The sequence below is a fragment of the Streptomyces qinglanensis genome (assembly GCF_900111245.1).
Classification (GTDB): Bacteria; Actinomycetota; Actinomycetes; order Streptomycetales; family Streptomycetaceae; genus Streptomyces; species Streptomyces qinglanensis.
Window position 1 is genome coordinate 309,254 of the sequence record NZ_FOGO01000007.1, and the last position, 13,052, is coordinate 322,305.

At 70.0% G+C, this 13,052-nt stretch carries 11 protein-coding genes; 9 read left to right on the forward strand and 2 right to left on the reverse strand.

Annotation, left to right across the window (positions count from 1 at the left end; genetic code table 11):
* Positions 1 to 136 precede the first annotated feature (136 nt).
* Positions 137 to 1,132: a LacI family DNA-binding transcriptional regulator gene (locus BMX65_RS17565; protein WP_075001332.1), complete on the reverse strand. Its 996-nt coding sequence runs from the start codon at positions 1,130 to 1,132 to the stop codon at positions 137 to 139.
* A 708-nt stretch (positions 1,133 to 1,840) separates the two neighbouring features.
* Between BMX65_RS17565 and iolC the strand changes: the two genes are divergently transcribed.
* From iolC to BMX65_RS17610, 9 genes are all read left to right on the forward strand, one after another.
* Complete coding sequence (iolC, locus tag BMX65_RS17570; protein ID WP_075001251.1) at positions 1,841 to 2,824, forward strand: 5-dehydro-2-deoxygluconokinase; 984 nt, start codon at positions 1,841 to 1,843, stop codon at positions 2,822 to 2,824.
* Positions 2,814 to 3,695: a Cgl0159 family (beta/alpha)8-fold protein gene (locus BMX65_RS17575; RefSeq protein ID WP_075001252.1), complete on the forward strand. Its 882-nt coding sequence runs from the start codon at positions 2,814 to 2,816 to the stop codon at positions 3,693 to 3,695. Before iolC ends, BMX65_RS17575 begins: the two co-directional genes overlap by 11 nt.
* Complete coding sequence (gene iolB, locus BMX65_RS17580; protein WP_075001253.1) at positions 3,692 to 4,585, forward strand: 5-deoxy-glucuronate isomerase; 894 nt, start codon at positions 3,692 to 3,694, stop codon at positions 4,583 to 4,585. The genes BMX65_RS17575 and iolB overlap by 4 nt, the downstream gene beginning before the upstream one ends.
* Positions 4,582 to 6,465, forward strand: coding sequence for a 3D-(3,5/4)-trihydroxycyclohexane-1,2-dione acylhydrolase (decyclizing) (iolD, locus tag BMX65_RS17585; protein ID WP_075001254.1), 1,884 nt, complete (start codon positions 4,582 to 4,584; stop codon positions 6,463 to 6,465). Before iolB ends, iolD begins: the two co-directional genes overlap by 4 nt.
* Before the next feature lie 34 nt (positions 6,466 to 6,499).
* Positions 6,500 to 8,005 carry a CoA-acylating methylmalonate-semialdehyde dehydrogenase gene (locus BMX65_RS17590; protein WP_075001255.1) on the forward strand — a complete coding sequence of 502 codons (1,506 nt, stop codon included), beginning with the start codon at positions 6,500 to 6,502 and terminating at the stop codon, positions 8,003 to 8,005.
* An 82-nt stretch (positions 8,006 to 8,087) separates the two neighbouring features.
* The gene (locus tag BMX65_RS17595; RefSeq protein WP_075001256.1) at positions 8,088 to 9,038 is read left to right on the forward strand and encodes a TIM barrel protein; all 951 of its coding nucleotides are present in this window, start codon (positions 8,088 to 8,090) and stop codon (positions 9,036 to 9,038) included.
* Positions 9,039 to 9,047: 9 nt separating this feature from the next.
* Positions 9,048 to 10,502 (forward strand): sugar porter family MFS transporter, encoded by a 1,455-nt coding sequence (locus tag BMX65_RS17600; protein ID WP_075001257.1) that lies wholly within the window; start codon positions 9,048 to 9,050, stop codon positions 10,500 to 10,502.
* Positions 10,503 to 10,592: 90 nt separating this feature from the next.
* On the forward strand, positions 10,593 to 11,612 hold the full coding sequence (locus BMX65_RS17605; protein WP_075001258.1) for a Gfo/Idh/MocA family protein: 1,020 nt from the start codon (positions 10,593 to 10,595) through the stop codon (positions 11,610 to 11,612).
* A complete protein-coding gene (locus BMX65_RS17610) occupies positions 11,609 to 12,478 on the forward strand; it encodes a sugar phosphate isomerase/epimerase family protein (protein WP_075001259.1) in 870 nt (289 codons plus the stop codon). The genes BMX65_RS17605 and BMX65_RS17610 overlap by 4 nt, the downstream gene beginning before the upstream one ends.
* A 175-nt stretch (positions 12,479 to 12,653) precedes the next feature.
* Here BMX65_RS17610 and rbsD read toward each other — a convergent pair whose 3' ends face one another.
* A complete protein-coding gene (gene rbsD / locus BMX65_RS17615; RefSeq protein WP_075001260.1) occupies positions 12,654 to 13,049 on the reverse strand; it encodes a D-ribose pyranase in 396 nt (131 codons plus the stop codon).
* Between the last annotated feature and the right edge of the window lie 3 nt (positions 13,050 to 13,052).

The window sequence follows — 13,052 nt, forward strand, 5'->3', positions numbered from 1 at the left end:
CGGGTCGTCCCGTGACGCGATCCCGCGCCTGGGACAGGCGGTTGACACTTGAGCACAGGTGGGAGCGTATCCGCGAGAGCGGGAGCGGCCGTGAGCACGGGTCCGTACGCCCAGGCAGGCCGCCGGCCCGCCGGACTCACGACGCCCGGGGCGGGCGGCTGGTGTCCCGTACGACCAGCTTCGGGTCGATCACCGCTTCCTGCGGCTCCACTTCCTTGTTGTCCAGCCGCTGCCTCGCGAAGCGCACGGCGTGCTCGGCCATGAGGACGGCGTCCTGACGGACGGTCGTCAGACCGACGGGCATGAGGTGGGACAGGTGGCTGTCGTCGTAGCCGATGACGGACACCTCCCCGGGGACATCGACACCGGTCCGGCTGAAAGCCATCAACAGACCCATGGCGCAGCGATCGTTGGCCGCCAGGACCGCTGTCGGGAGCGGTTGTCCGGCGTCGCGTTCGGACGCCAGGAGTCGGCCGACGCCGATACCCGACTCCTCCGTGTGGCTGCCCGGGATCACACGGAGCTCGGAACCCAGTCCGTGACGGCGCATGGCGGCGCGGTAGGCGCGGCGCCGCTCGGCCGAACCCGGCCCTCGGCCACCGTCGATGTGGACGATCCGACGGTGGCCCATCTCCACGAGGTGGTCCATGGCCTGCCGTACGCCTTTGCCCTCCGCGCTGCGCACAGAGTCGATCCCTGCCCCCCGCATCCGCCGGGCGACCGAGACGGCCACGGTCCGCTGCCCGAGAGCATCGAGTTCGGCGGCCGTCGCCTCCGGGCCGAGCAGGATCACAGCCTCGCAGCGGTGACTGAGCAGCGCCTCGACGGCCTTCGGCTCGCCCCTGCCCTGGGCCGTCGCGGAGAGCAGGACGTCGTAGCCGTGCCGATCGGCCTCGGCGTAGATGCCCTCGATGAGATCGGCGTGGAAGGTCTGGTGCGCGGTGAACATGACGCCGAGCGCCCGGCTGCGGCCGCGGGCGAGGAGTCGGGCGGCGCTGTCGGGGCGGTAGCCGATCTCGTCGGCGACGCGCAGCACCCGGTCGCGGGTTTCCTGGCCGGCCCCCGGCTGGTTGCGGAAGACGATCGAGACCAGCGCCCGCGAGACGCCTGCCTCCGCGGCGACGTCCGCCATGGTGGGACGCTGCTTGCCCGTCGCATCCACGTGTTGTCTCCCTCTCCCGCACTCTCCGGGCCCCGCGCTCCCGTGCTTCCGACTCCGTCACCCCCGCCGGCCCCGCGTCCGGAGGCCGCCGCATGCGTCGCCCCGCGGACGTCCGGTGACCTCCAGCGGTCGGCCGACGCCGAACAGCCACCGACAGCGGGCCGCCGGCGTCCGGTGCCCCGCGGCCGTCCACCGGGCGCAGACAACCTCCGTCGAACTTCCGGCGCCGACGACCCCCGTCGGACCTTCCAGCCGTCCCAGGGAAGCCACGGAGGAGCGGCCCTCCGTTGATCTGGGCGACCTTCCGGCCTCCGGTCACGGCCGGGCCACGATCCCGATGATCCCGGCAGTTGGACGCTCGCGGTTGCCTTGTCCGGTTACGCCCCGGGCGTTCACTTCCGTCCGGCACGTTATCGCGTGCGCTCACCGTGCGCGCGACCGCCTGCCCCGTTGCCAGGCGGTCGACAGGCCGCTGCCAGGTCGCTGCCGGACTCCTCCGTCGAACGTCGGCCGCGGGCCCTCGTTGAACGCTCGGAAAATCTCGCGGCAACAACCTATTGACATGACATTTGCACAGGCACCATCGTGCTCGAACTAGAGCGCGCTAGTAGAGCGCGACAGTCGAGCCGTCGCCCCACCCTTCCCGGGGTCCTCGGGCGTGAAGGGAATGCCAGCGTGATGTCGTTCGAAGTGCTGACCATGGGCCGTGTGGGAGTGGATGTGTATCCGCTCCAGACGGGCGTCGGGCTGCCGGAGGTCACCTCGTTCGGCAAGTACCTGGGCGGCAGCCCGACCAACGTGGCGGTGGCCGCCGCGCGCTACGGGCACGGAGCGGCTGTGATCACCAAGACCGGCCGCGACCCTTTCGGGGACTTCGTCCGGTCGGCCCTTGCCGATTACGGCGTCAGCGACCGCTTCGTCGGCACCTCGGGCATCGCGCCGACGCCGGTGACCTTCTGCGAGATCTTCCCTCCAGACGACTTTCCGCTGTACTTCTACCGGCTGCCGAAGGCCCCTGACCTGGACATCCGTCCGCAGGAGCTGGACCTGGACACCGTTCGGAGCGCGGAGATCTTCTGGGTGACGGGGACCGGCCTGGCCGAGGAGCCCAGCCGTTCGGCCACCCTGGCGGCGCTGGAGGAGCGGGCGAAGGCGGGTGTGACGGTCTTCGACCTTGACTGGCGTCCGATGTTCTGGCCCGGCGAGGACGCGACGGCCGCTCGTGAGTACTACGCCGAGGCGCTGCGTGACGCCACGGTCGCTGTCGGCAACTCGGACGAGTGCGCGGTGGCCACCGGTGAGCGTGAACCGTACGCCGCCGCCAGGGCGCTGCTGGCCGCCGGGGTGGAGTTGGCCGTGGTCAAGCAGGGGCCGAAGGGCGTGCTGGCCATGGACCGGGACGGCACGGCTGCGGAGATCCCGCCGATGCCGGTGGACGTGGTCAACGGCCTGGGCGCCGGTGACGCGTTCGGCGGGGCGCTGTGCCACGGACTGCTGTCCGGCTGGGACGCCACGCGCACGGTGGAGTTCGCCAACGCGGCCGGTGCGATCGTCGCGGGCCGGCTGGCCTGCTCGGACGCCATGCCCACCGAGGCCGAGGTCGAGGAGAAGCTGCGCGCGGTGAGCGGCCGAACGAGCAACGAGGTGAAAAGTGCTGTCTGACCACGTGAGCCGCATCGTGGAGGCTCGGGTCAACGATCCGGGTGCCATCGCCGAGGCGGCCGCCCGGCGGGTCAAGGCGACCTCCCCGTTCGGCGGGCACGGCAAGGCCATGATCATCGCCGCCGACCATCCAGCGCGCGGTGCCAACGCGGTGGGTTCCGACCCGTTCGCCATGGCCGACCGTTTCGCGCTGCTGGAGCGGATGTGCCTGGCACTGGAGCGGCCGGGCGTGACCGGGGTGCTGGCCACGGCCGACATCCTGGAGGACCTGCTGCTGCTCGGTGTGCTGGACGGCAAGAGCGTCTTCGGGTCGATGAACCGGGCCGGGCTGGCCGGTTCGGTCTTCGAGATCGACGACCGGTTCACCGGTTACGACGCGGAGACGATCGCCGCGATGGGCTTCGACGGCGGCAAGATGCTCACCCGTATCGCCCTCGGCGACCCAGCGACGCCCGCCGCGCTGGCGAACACCGCGCGGGCGGTCGACGAGCTCAACGACCGTCGGCTGATCGCCATGGTGGAGCCGTTCTGGTCCTTCTGGCAGGACGGGCGGATCCGCAACGATCTCTCCCCGGACGCCGTCATCAAGTCCATCACCACCGCTTCGGGCCTGGGCCGGCGCAGCGCCTACACCTGGCTGAAGCTGCCGGTCATGCCCGGCCCCGAGGCGATGGAACGCGTCCTGTCCTCCTCCACCCTTCCCGCGCTGCTGCTGGGCGGCGAGGTCAAGGACCCGGAGGCCGCCTTCGCCTCCTGGGGCCGTGCGCTGAAGCTGCCCACCGCGCAGGGCCTGGTCGTGGGGCGTTCCCTGCTCTACCCCGCGGACGGCGATGTCGCCGGCGCCGTTGACCGGGCGGTGAACCTGCTGTGAGCGACACGAGCACATGCCACCTGCCCGCGGGCACCGCGGCCGAGGGCCCGTACGACCTCCTGATCACGCCCGAGTCGGCGGGCTGGGGCCACTCAGGGCTCAGGACCCTGACCCTGGGGCCGGGCCAGACGCACACGCTGGCCACCGGGGACTCGGAGTTCCTCATCCTCCCGCTGGAGGGCGGCTGCACGGTCAGCGTCGACGGCCGGACTTTCGAACTGGAGGGCCGGATGACCGTCTTCGACTCGGTCACCGACTTCGGGTACCTCCCCCGGGAGTCGGAGGCCGTCCTCAGCAGCGCGTCCGGCGGCAGGTTCGCGCTGCCCTGCGCCCGTACCGAGCGAGGCGGTCTGCCCGCCCGGTACGGGCGCAGGGAGGAGGTGCAGGTCGAGCTGCGCGGCGCCGGGAACTGTTCGCGGCAGGTCAACAACTACTGCCTGCCAGGCACATTCGAGGCCGAGCAACTGCTGGTGTGCGAAGTGCTCACCCCGGGCGGCAACTGGTCCTCGTATCCGCCGCACAAGCACGACGAGCCGCGCCGGGACGAGACCGGCGCTCCGGTGGAGTCGGAGCTGGAGGAGATCTACTACTTCCAGGTCGCGGGTGAGGACGGTTTCGCTTACCAGCGGGTGTACGGCGCCCCCGGGCGTCCCCTCGACGTGCTGGCCGAGATCCGCTCGGACGATGTCGTGCTGATCCCGCACGGCTGGCACGGACCGTCGGCCGCCGCGCCGGGCTACGACCTCTACTACCTGAACGTGATGGCGGGTCCTGGACAGGACCGCGCCTGGCTGATCTGCGACGACCCGGCACACGGCTGGGTGCGCTCGATGTGGGAGGCGCAGGACGTCGATGTGCGGCTGCCCTTCGGAGGGGACCAGGAGCGATGAACACCGTACGACTGACCACGGCCCAGGCTCTCGTGCGCTTCCTGGCCGCGCAGTACAGCGAGCGTGACGGGCATGAGCAGCGTCTGATCCCCGGTGTGTGGGGGATCTTCGGGCACGGCAACGTGGCCGGCTTCGGGCAGGCACTGCTGCAGGCGGCGGTCACCGAGGAGGCCGACCTGCCCTACTACCTGGCGCGGAACGAGCAGGGCATGGTGCACGCGGCCACCGCGTTCGCGAAGATGCGCGACCGGCTGGCGGCCTACGCCTGTACGGCCTCGACCGGGCCCGGCTCGACCAACATGCTCACGGGCGCGGCCTTGGCGACGACCAACCGGCTTCCCGTCCTGCTGCTGCCCAGCGACATGTTCGCCACCCGTACTCCCGACCCGGTGCTCCAGCAACTGGAGGACACCAGGGGAGGGGACGTGACGGTCAACGACGCCTTCCGTCCGGTGTCCAAGTTCTTCGACCGGATCACGCGGCCCGAGCAGTTGGTCCCGGCCGCGCAGGCGGCGATGCGGGTGCTGACCGATCCGGTCGAGACGGGGGCCGTGACCCTGGCGCTGCCGCAGGATGTGCAGGCCGAGTCCTTCGACTGGCCGGAGTCCTTCTTCCGCCGCCGGGTGTGGCACGTGAGCCGCCCGGCGCCGGAGCCCGCGGCGGTCGAGCGTGCCGCGCGGCTGCTGCGCGAGGCGAGGAAACCGCTGATCGTCGCGGGCGGCGGAGTCGTCTACTCGGGCGCGCACACTCAGCTGCGGGCGTTCGCGGAGGCGACCGGCATTCCCGTCGCCGACACGCATGCGGGCAAGGGCGCGGTGGCCTGGGACCACCCGTGCGCGGTGGGCGGCATCGGCTCCACCGGCGCGTACGCGGCCAACGAACTGGCGCGCGAGGCGGATGTGGTGCTGGGCATCGGCACTCGCTACAGCGACTTCACCACCGCTTCCCACACCGTCTTCGGCAACCTGGACGTCGCCTTCGTCAACCTCAATGTCGCCCGGCTGGACGCCGTCAAGCACTCCGCCGAACCCGTGGTGGCCGACGCCAGGCTCGGTATCGAAGCCCTTGCCGGGGCTCTGACCGACTGGCAGGTGTCCGACGACTACCGCCGCCGCACGCGGGAATTCATCGCCCGCACCCGGCAGATCGAGGACGAGTGCTTCGCCCCCGACCGCAACACCCGCGACCTGCCGGCGCAGACCCAGATTCTTGGCGCGCTCAACCAGGCCCTCGGCGACCGGGACGTGGTCATCAACGCGGCCGGTTCCATGCCCGGCGACCTGCAACAGCTGTGGCGGGCCCGCGATCCCAAGGCGTATCACGTCGAATACGCCTATTCCTGCATGGGCTACGAGGTCGCCGCGGGCGTCGGCGCCAAGATGGCCGACCCGACGCGTGAGGTCGTCGTCCTGGTCGGGGACGGTTCGTATCTGATGATGGCCCAGGAGATCGTCACCATGGTCTCCGAGGGGCTGAAGGTGATCATCGTCCTGGTCCAGAACCACGGCTTCGCCTCCATCGGCTCCCTCTCGCAGGACCTGGGCTCGCAGCGGTTCGGCACCAAGTACCGCTACCGCAGCGCCGACTCCGGGCTGCTGGACGGCACCGTGCTCCCTGTGAACCTGGCCGCCAACGCCGCGTCCCTCGGCGCCGACGTCCTCCACGCCGCCACCGTCGAGGACTTCCACACCGCCATGGAGAAGGCCAGGGCGGCCGGCCGCACCACCGTCGTCCACGTCGAGACCGATCTGTACGGGCCCAACCCGCCCGGCCACGGCTGGTGGGACGTGCCGGTCAGCCAGACCTCGGCCCTGGAATCCACCCGCAGCGCGTACGAGTCCTACGCCGCGCACAAGGCCACCCAGCGCCACTACCTCTGAACCCCACTCGCACACCTGTGAGGAAGACCGCACCGTGAAGACCATCCCGCACTGGATCAACGGCAGCTCGACCGAGGGCTCCGGCACACGGACCCAGCCGGTGTTCAACCCGGCCACCGGCGAGCAGCAGGCCCATGTGGCCCTGGGCAGCGCCACGGACGTGGACATCGCCGTCGAAGCGGCGTCCGCCGCCTTCGAGTCGTGGTCGGAGTCGTCGCTCAGTCAGCGCATCCAGGTCATGTTCGCCTTCCGGCAGCTCCTCCTGGAGCACGAGGAGGAGCTGGGCCGGCTCATCTCGGCCGAGCACGGGAAGACGGTCGAGGACGCGCGCGGCGAGGTCATGCGCGGCCGGGAAGTGGTCGAGTTCACCTGCGGCCTCGGGGACGTCCTCAAGGGCAGCTACTCCGACCAGGTCTCCCGCGGCGTGGACGTGCACAACTTCCGCCAGCCCCTGGGGGTCGTCGCCGGGATCACTCCGTTCAACTTCCCCGCGATGGTGCCGCTGTGGATGCACCCCGTCGCGATCGCCACCGGCAACACCTTCGTGCTCAAGCCCAGCGAACGCGATCCGTCGGCCGCCAACTTCGTCGCCGATCTCTACCGGAGGGCCGGGCTGCCCGACGGCGTCTTCAACATTGTCCACGGCGGCAAGGACGCCGTGGACGCCATACTCGACCACCCCGGCATCGAAGCCGTCTCCTTCGTCGGCTCCACCCCCATCGCCAAGTACGTGCACCGCACGGCAACGGAGGCGGGCAAACGCGTCCAGGCCCTCGGCGGCGCCAAGAACCACGCCGTCGTACTGCCCGACGCCGACCTGGACTTCGCCGCCAACCACATCACCGCCGGCGCCTACGGGTCGGCCGGTGAGCGCTGCATGGCCGTCTCCGTGGCCGTGGCGGTGGGCGAGGCTGCCGACGCTCTGGTCGAAGCCCTGGAGCGCCAAGCACGCGAAGTCACGGTCGGTCCCGGCGACGCGCCCGGTACGGACCTGGGCCCGCTGGTCACCAAGGCCGCACAGGAACGCGTCGAGAACGCCGTCGGCACAGCCGCCGCACAAGGCGCCGCTGTCGTGGTGGACGGCCGCGGCCTGAAAGTCGACGACCCCACGTACGCCGACGGCTTCTTCACCGGCCCCTCCCTCCTCGACCACGTCACCGCCGAGATGGACGCCTACCAGCAGGAGCTGTTCGGCCCGGTGCTGGCCGTCGTCCGTGTCGACACCTTCGACGAGGCGATCGAGCTGATCAACGCCAACCCCTACGGCAACGGCACCGCCCTGTTCACCGCCTCCGGCGAAGCCGCCCGCCGCTTCCAGCGCAGGGTCAAGGTCGGCATGATCGGCGTCAACGTCCCCGTGCCCGTCCCGATGTCGTACTACTCCTTCGGCGGCTGGAAGGACTCCCTCATCGGCGACTCCCCCGTCCACGGGCCCGAAGGCGTGCGCTTCTACACCCGCCCCAAGGTCGTCACCACCCGCTGGCCCCGGACGGCGGTGCAGCAGGCGGCCGCCGGGTTCTCCTTCCCCACCTCCGTCTGAGCACATCGCTGGAGCCCGTCCCCCTCTCCCTGTCCCACCCCGTCCCCTCCTCTCTTCTCCCCTCCCGTAAGGACTGATCCACATGGCGACGGCGCCATCCCCGTTCCGTACCGTCGCGGGCAATCTCTGCCTCGGTTCGGCGCCCGACTCCTGGGGCGTCTGGTTCCCCGAGGACGAGCACCAGGTCCCCTGCACTCGCTTCCTCGACGAGTTGGCGCAGGCCGGATACACCTGGCTGGAGCTCGGCCCGTACGGATACCTGCCCACCGACTCCGCGGTGCTCGCCGAGGAGCTCGCCGTGCGCGGGCTGCACGTCTCCGGAGGCACGGCCTTCGGCGGGCTGCACCGTCCCGAGACGTGGGACGAGATGCTGGCTCACGTCCGGAAAGTGGCGGAGCTCACGTCCGCGGCAGGTGCCCGCCATCTCGTGCTGATTCCGCCCATGTACCGGGACGAGAAGACCGGCGACTTCACCGAGCCCCCCGAGCTGACCGCCGAGCAGTGGGCCGGCTTCGGTCGGAACGCCGACCGGCTCGGTAAGCTGTTGCTCGACGAGTACGACATCCGGCTGGTCCTCCACCCGCACGCGGACAGCCACATCCAGACGCAGCCCGAGATCGAGCGGCTGCTCAACGAGTCCGACAGCCGCTACACCAACCTGTGCCTGGACACCGGGCACGTCGCGTACGGCGGCGGTGACAATCTCGACCTCGTGCGCCGCTTCGGCGAGCGCGTGGGATACGTGCACATCAAGCAGATGGACCCGGCGGTACTGGCACAGGTGGCCGCCGAGAATCTCTCCTTCGGGGAGGCCGTCAAGCGAGGCGTGTGTGTGTCACCCCCCGAGGGGGTGCCCGACCCCGCCGACGTGGTGGATGCGCTCTCCCGGCTCGACGCCGAGCTCTTCGTGATCGTCGAGCAGGACCTGTACCCGTGCGCTCCCGAGGTGCCGCTCCCCATCGCGGTACGTACCCGGGAGCACCTGGCCGGCTGCGGCCTGACCGGTACCCGGCGCCCGGACGACAACCGGTAGGAGGCAGCCATGGATGTCAGAGACGAAGCGACAAGAGACGAAGCGACCCCGGACCCGACGCCTTCGGTGCCCTCCACCGCCCTCGACGACGCGCCGCCCGCCGTACGGCGTCGGCTGCGGCTGATCACGTGGATAGCCACCTTCGGCGGCCTCCTGTTCGGCTACGACACCGGCGTCATCAACGGCGCGCTGCCGTACATGACCGACGACCTTGGCCTGACCCCGGTCACCGAGGGCATGGTCACCAGCTCGCTGCTGCTCGGTGCGGCGCTCGGCGCGGTCACCGGCGGGCGACTGTCGGACACGCGGGGACGGCGGAAGAACATCCTGCTGCTGGCCGCGGTGTTCTTCGTCGGTGCACTGGGCTGCTCGATGGCCCCCAGCACCGAGGTCATGATCGCGGCCCGGTTCGTGCTCGGCCTCGCGGTCGGCGGCGCCTCGGTGACGGTGCCCGTCTACCTGGCCGAGGTCTCCCCGGCCGAACGCCGCGGTGCGCTGGTCACCCGGAACGAGCTGATGATCGTCACCGGTCAGCTGCTGGCCTTCTCCTGCAACGCGGCCCTCGCCCAGGTCGGTGGTGAGTCCGGTGGCGTATGGCGGTGGATGCTGGTGCTGGCGACCCTGCCGGCCGTGGTGCTCTGGTTCGGCATGCTGGTCATGCCGGAGAGCCCCCGCTGGCTGGCCTCCAGGGGCCGCTTCCCCGACGCGCTCAAGGTGCTCCAGCAGGTCAGGTCGCAGGCGCGGGCCAGAGCCGAGCTGCGCGAGGTCACCGCGCTGGCGGTCAAGGACGAGCAGGAGAAGCTCGGCGGCTGGAAGGACATGAAGTCCACCCCGTGGGTGCGCAAGCTGATGTTCGTCGGCTTCGGTATCGCGATCGTGCAGCAGATCACGGGTGTGAACACGATCATGTACTACGGCACCGAGATCCTCACCGAGGCCGGTTTCGAGTCGGACAACGCACTGGTCGCGAACATCGCCAACGGTGTGATCTCGGTGCTCGCGACGTTCGTGGGCATCTGGCTGCTGGGGCGTGTCAACCGCCGCCCGATGCTGATGACCGGACAGCTGGGAACCACCACAGCGCTGCTGCTGATCGGCGTCTTCTCGCTGACCATGGACTCCGGCATGGGACGCGCCTTCGCGGTGCTGGCGATGACCATCACTTTCCTCGCCTTCCAGCAGGGTGCGATATCCCCGGTGACCTGGCTGATGCTCTCGGAGATCTTCCCGACGCGGATGCGCGGCTTCGGGATGGGCGTCGCGGCCGTGGTGCTGTGGCTGACCAACTTCGTGATCGGGCTGGTCTTCCCTTCCTTGGTCTCCGGGATCGGGGTCTCCAACACGTTCTTCCTGTTCGTGGTGGCGGGTCTGTTCTCCTTCGCCTTCGTGAAGCTGTTCGTCCCCGAAACCAAGGGGCGCACCCTCGAACAGCTCGAGGACGACCTGCGCGCCCGCTTCTCCTGATCCTTCTCCCGTCTGTCCCGTCCCGGGGGCGCCGTCGGCTGCGGACACCGGCCGGCGGCGCGCCCACGCGACCGTAGAAAGGAATCCTCCATGACTGTGCGCGTAGGGGTCATCGGCGCCGGAATGATCGGCCAGGACCACATCCGCCGGCTCACCGATGTTGTCGCGGGCGCCCAGGTCACGGCGGTCACCGATATCGACAGCGGCCGCGCGGCCGAGACGGCGGTCCGGGTCGGTGCCCGCGCCCTGCCCGACGGCCCCGCACTGATCGCCGCTGACGACGTCGATGCCGTACTCGTCACTTCCTGGGGTCCCACCCACGCCGAACACGTCCTGAACGCCATAGCGGCCGGCAAACCCGTCCTCTGCGAGAAGCCGCTCGCCACGACCGCCGAGGACTGTCTGCGCATCGTCGATGCGGAGTGCTCGTACGGCCGCCGTCTGGTCCAGGTGGGCTTCATGCGCCGCTACGACGCCGGGTACCGGCAGTTGAAGGGAGTGCTGGACGGAGGCACCATCGGCACCCCGCTGATGGTGCACTGCGCCCACCGCAATCCCACCGTGCCGGACGCCTACCACTCCGCCATGGCGGCCCAGGACACGGCCGTGCACGAGATCGACGTACTGCGCTGGCTGCTCGGCGACGAGATCGTCTCCGCCCAGGTGATCACCCCGCGCGCGACCAGCAGGCGGTTCGAGCACCTCAAGGACCCGCAGATCATGCTGTTCGAGACGGCGCAGGGCGTGCGCATCGATCTGGAGGTCTTCGTCAACTGCCAGTACGGCTACGACATCCAGTGCGAGACCGTCGGCGAGACGGGACTGGCCAGGCTGCCCGACCCGGCGGCCGTCGGCATCCGCACCGCCGGGCAGCACGGCAGCGCCGTACTCCAGGACTGGAAGGACCGGTTCGGCGACGCCTTCGACACCGAGTTCCGCGAGTGGATCGCGTCCGTCGAGGCGGGCGGTGAGCCCACCGGCCCGTCCGCCTGGGACGGCTACGCCGCCACCGTCATCACCGACGCGACGGTCCGCTCCCTGGAGTCGGGCCAGCAGCCCGTCACCGTCGACATGAAGCCCCGGCCCGCTCTCCACGGAGGCCCCGCATGAAGATCGCTCTCGACCCCTACATGCTCCGTGCCCTGCCGCCGGACCAGATGGTCCGTACAGTCGCCGAACTCGGCTACACGTACATCGAGTTGTCGCCGCGGGACGACTTCATGCCGTTCTTCCTTCACCCGCGGGCCGACGACGAACGCATCGCCGAGCTGAAGGGCGCGCTGCGGAGGCACGGTGTGCAGCTCTCCTCCGTGCTGCCGCTGTACAAGTGGTCCTCTCCCGACGAGACCGAGCGGCAGGCCGCCGTACGCTACTGGAAGCGGATGATCGAAGTCACGGCCGAGCTGGAATGCTCGCTGATGAACTCGGAGTTCAACGGCCGCCCGGAGCGCGCAGCGGAGAGCGAGGCCGCATTCTGGCGCTCCATGGAGGAGCTGCTGCCCGTCTTCGAACGCGAGGGCATCGCCCTCAACCTGGAGGCGCACCCCGACGACTTCTGCGAGGAGAACACCCCCGCGGTCGATCTCGTACGGGCCATCAACAAGCCCTGGGTGGGATACCTGTACTGCGCCCCGCACTCCTTCCATCTCTCCGGCCCCGCGCAGCGCGGTGCCGACATCGCGGCCATGATGCGCTACGCGGGCGACAAGCTCCGGCACGTACACATCGCGGACACCTTCAACCACAAGGGCTCGTCCGGACTGCGCTACATCCTCAACCCGCCGGGCACACCGGCGCGTATCCACCAGCACCTGGACATCGGCCAGGGCGAGGTCGACTGGGACGCCTTCTTCGGCACCCTGCGCGAGTTGGGCTTCGACGGCGTCGCCACCGCCTGCGTCTTCGCCTGGGAAGAGCGGGCCAGCGACTCGTCGGCCCTGATGCTGGAACGGATCACCAGGGAGCTGGTCGGCTGAGGCAGGCGGCGAGAGCGCTCCGGGCCCAGGGGAGGGAGCGGCCCGCCCCCTCCCCTGGCTGTACATCCTGCGGCGGAGCTTCAGCCAGTCTCATCCTCCAGCTCTCCTGCCGGTATGAGGGAAGAGCATCGACCGAACGCGGGCGGGGCAGCCGGATGGTTCCGCGGGAAACCGGTCATGGGGTGAACGGTACGCCGGCGCGACAGAGCACGTTGGCGTAGAAGGTGTCCTCTCCGGTGCGCACTGCGAACTTGACGTCACCGACCCTGGCCTTGAACTCGTCATGGTCGAGGGGTTCGGGCTCGAGCCCGAACGAGCGCAGCGCGGTGTAGACGGTGGGGTTGATCTCGCGGACTCGATCGGTCACCCAACTGTGCTCGACCACGACCTGTGCGAGCACCGCCTCAGCGATGTCCAGGAACGGGGGCCGACCGTACCGGTAGCCGAGATCCACGGTAGGAATGCCCGGCGGGAGGGGAAGCCCGGCGTCGCTTATGACGAAGGTGTCGGTGTGCCGTAGACCGGCGATCAGGCCGGCCAGTTCGTGGTGGATGATGCCACTGCGTTGCACAGG

Coding starts and splice junctions, on each gene's coding strand:
- iolC (WP_075001251.1), top strand. CDS start 1,841: ATGTCGTTCGAAGTGCTGACCATGGGCCGTGTGGGAGTGGATGTGTAT.
- BMX65_RS17610 (WP_075001259.1), top strand. CDS start 11,609: ATGAAGATCGCTCTCGACCCCTACATGCTCCGTGCCCTGCCGCCGGAC.
- BMX65_RS17605 (WP_075001258.1), top strand. CDS start 10,593: ATGACTGTGCGCGTAGGGGTCATCGGCGCCGGAATGATCGGCCAGGAC.
- BMX65_RS17595 (WP_075001256.1), top strand. CDS start 8,088: ATGGCGACGGCGCCATCCCCGTTCCGTACCGTCGCGGGCAATCTCTGC.
- BMX65_RS17565 (WP_075001332.1), bottom strand. CDS start 1,132: ATGGCGGACGTCGCCGCGGAGGCAGGCGTCTCGCGGGCGCTGGTCTCG.
- iolD (WP_075001254.1), top strand. CDS start 4,582: ATGAACACCGTACGACTGACCACGGCCCAGGCTCTCGTGCGCTTCCTG.
- BMX65_RS17600 (WP_075001257.1), top strand. CDS start 9,048: ATGGATGTCAGAGACGAAGCGACAAGAGACGAAGCGACCCCGGACCCG.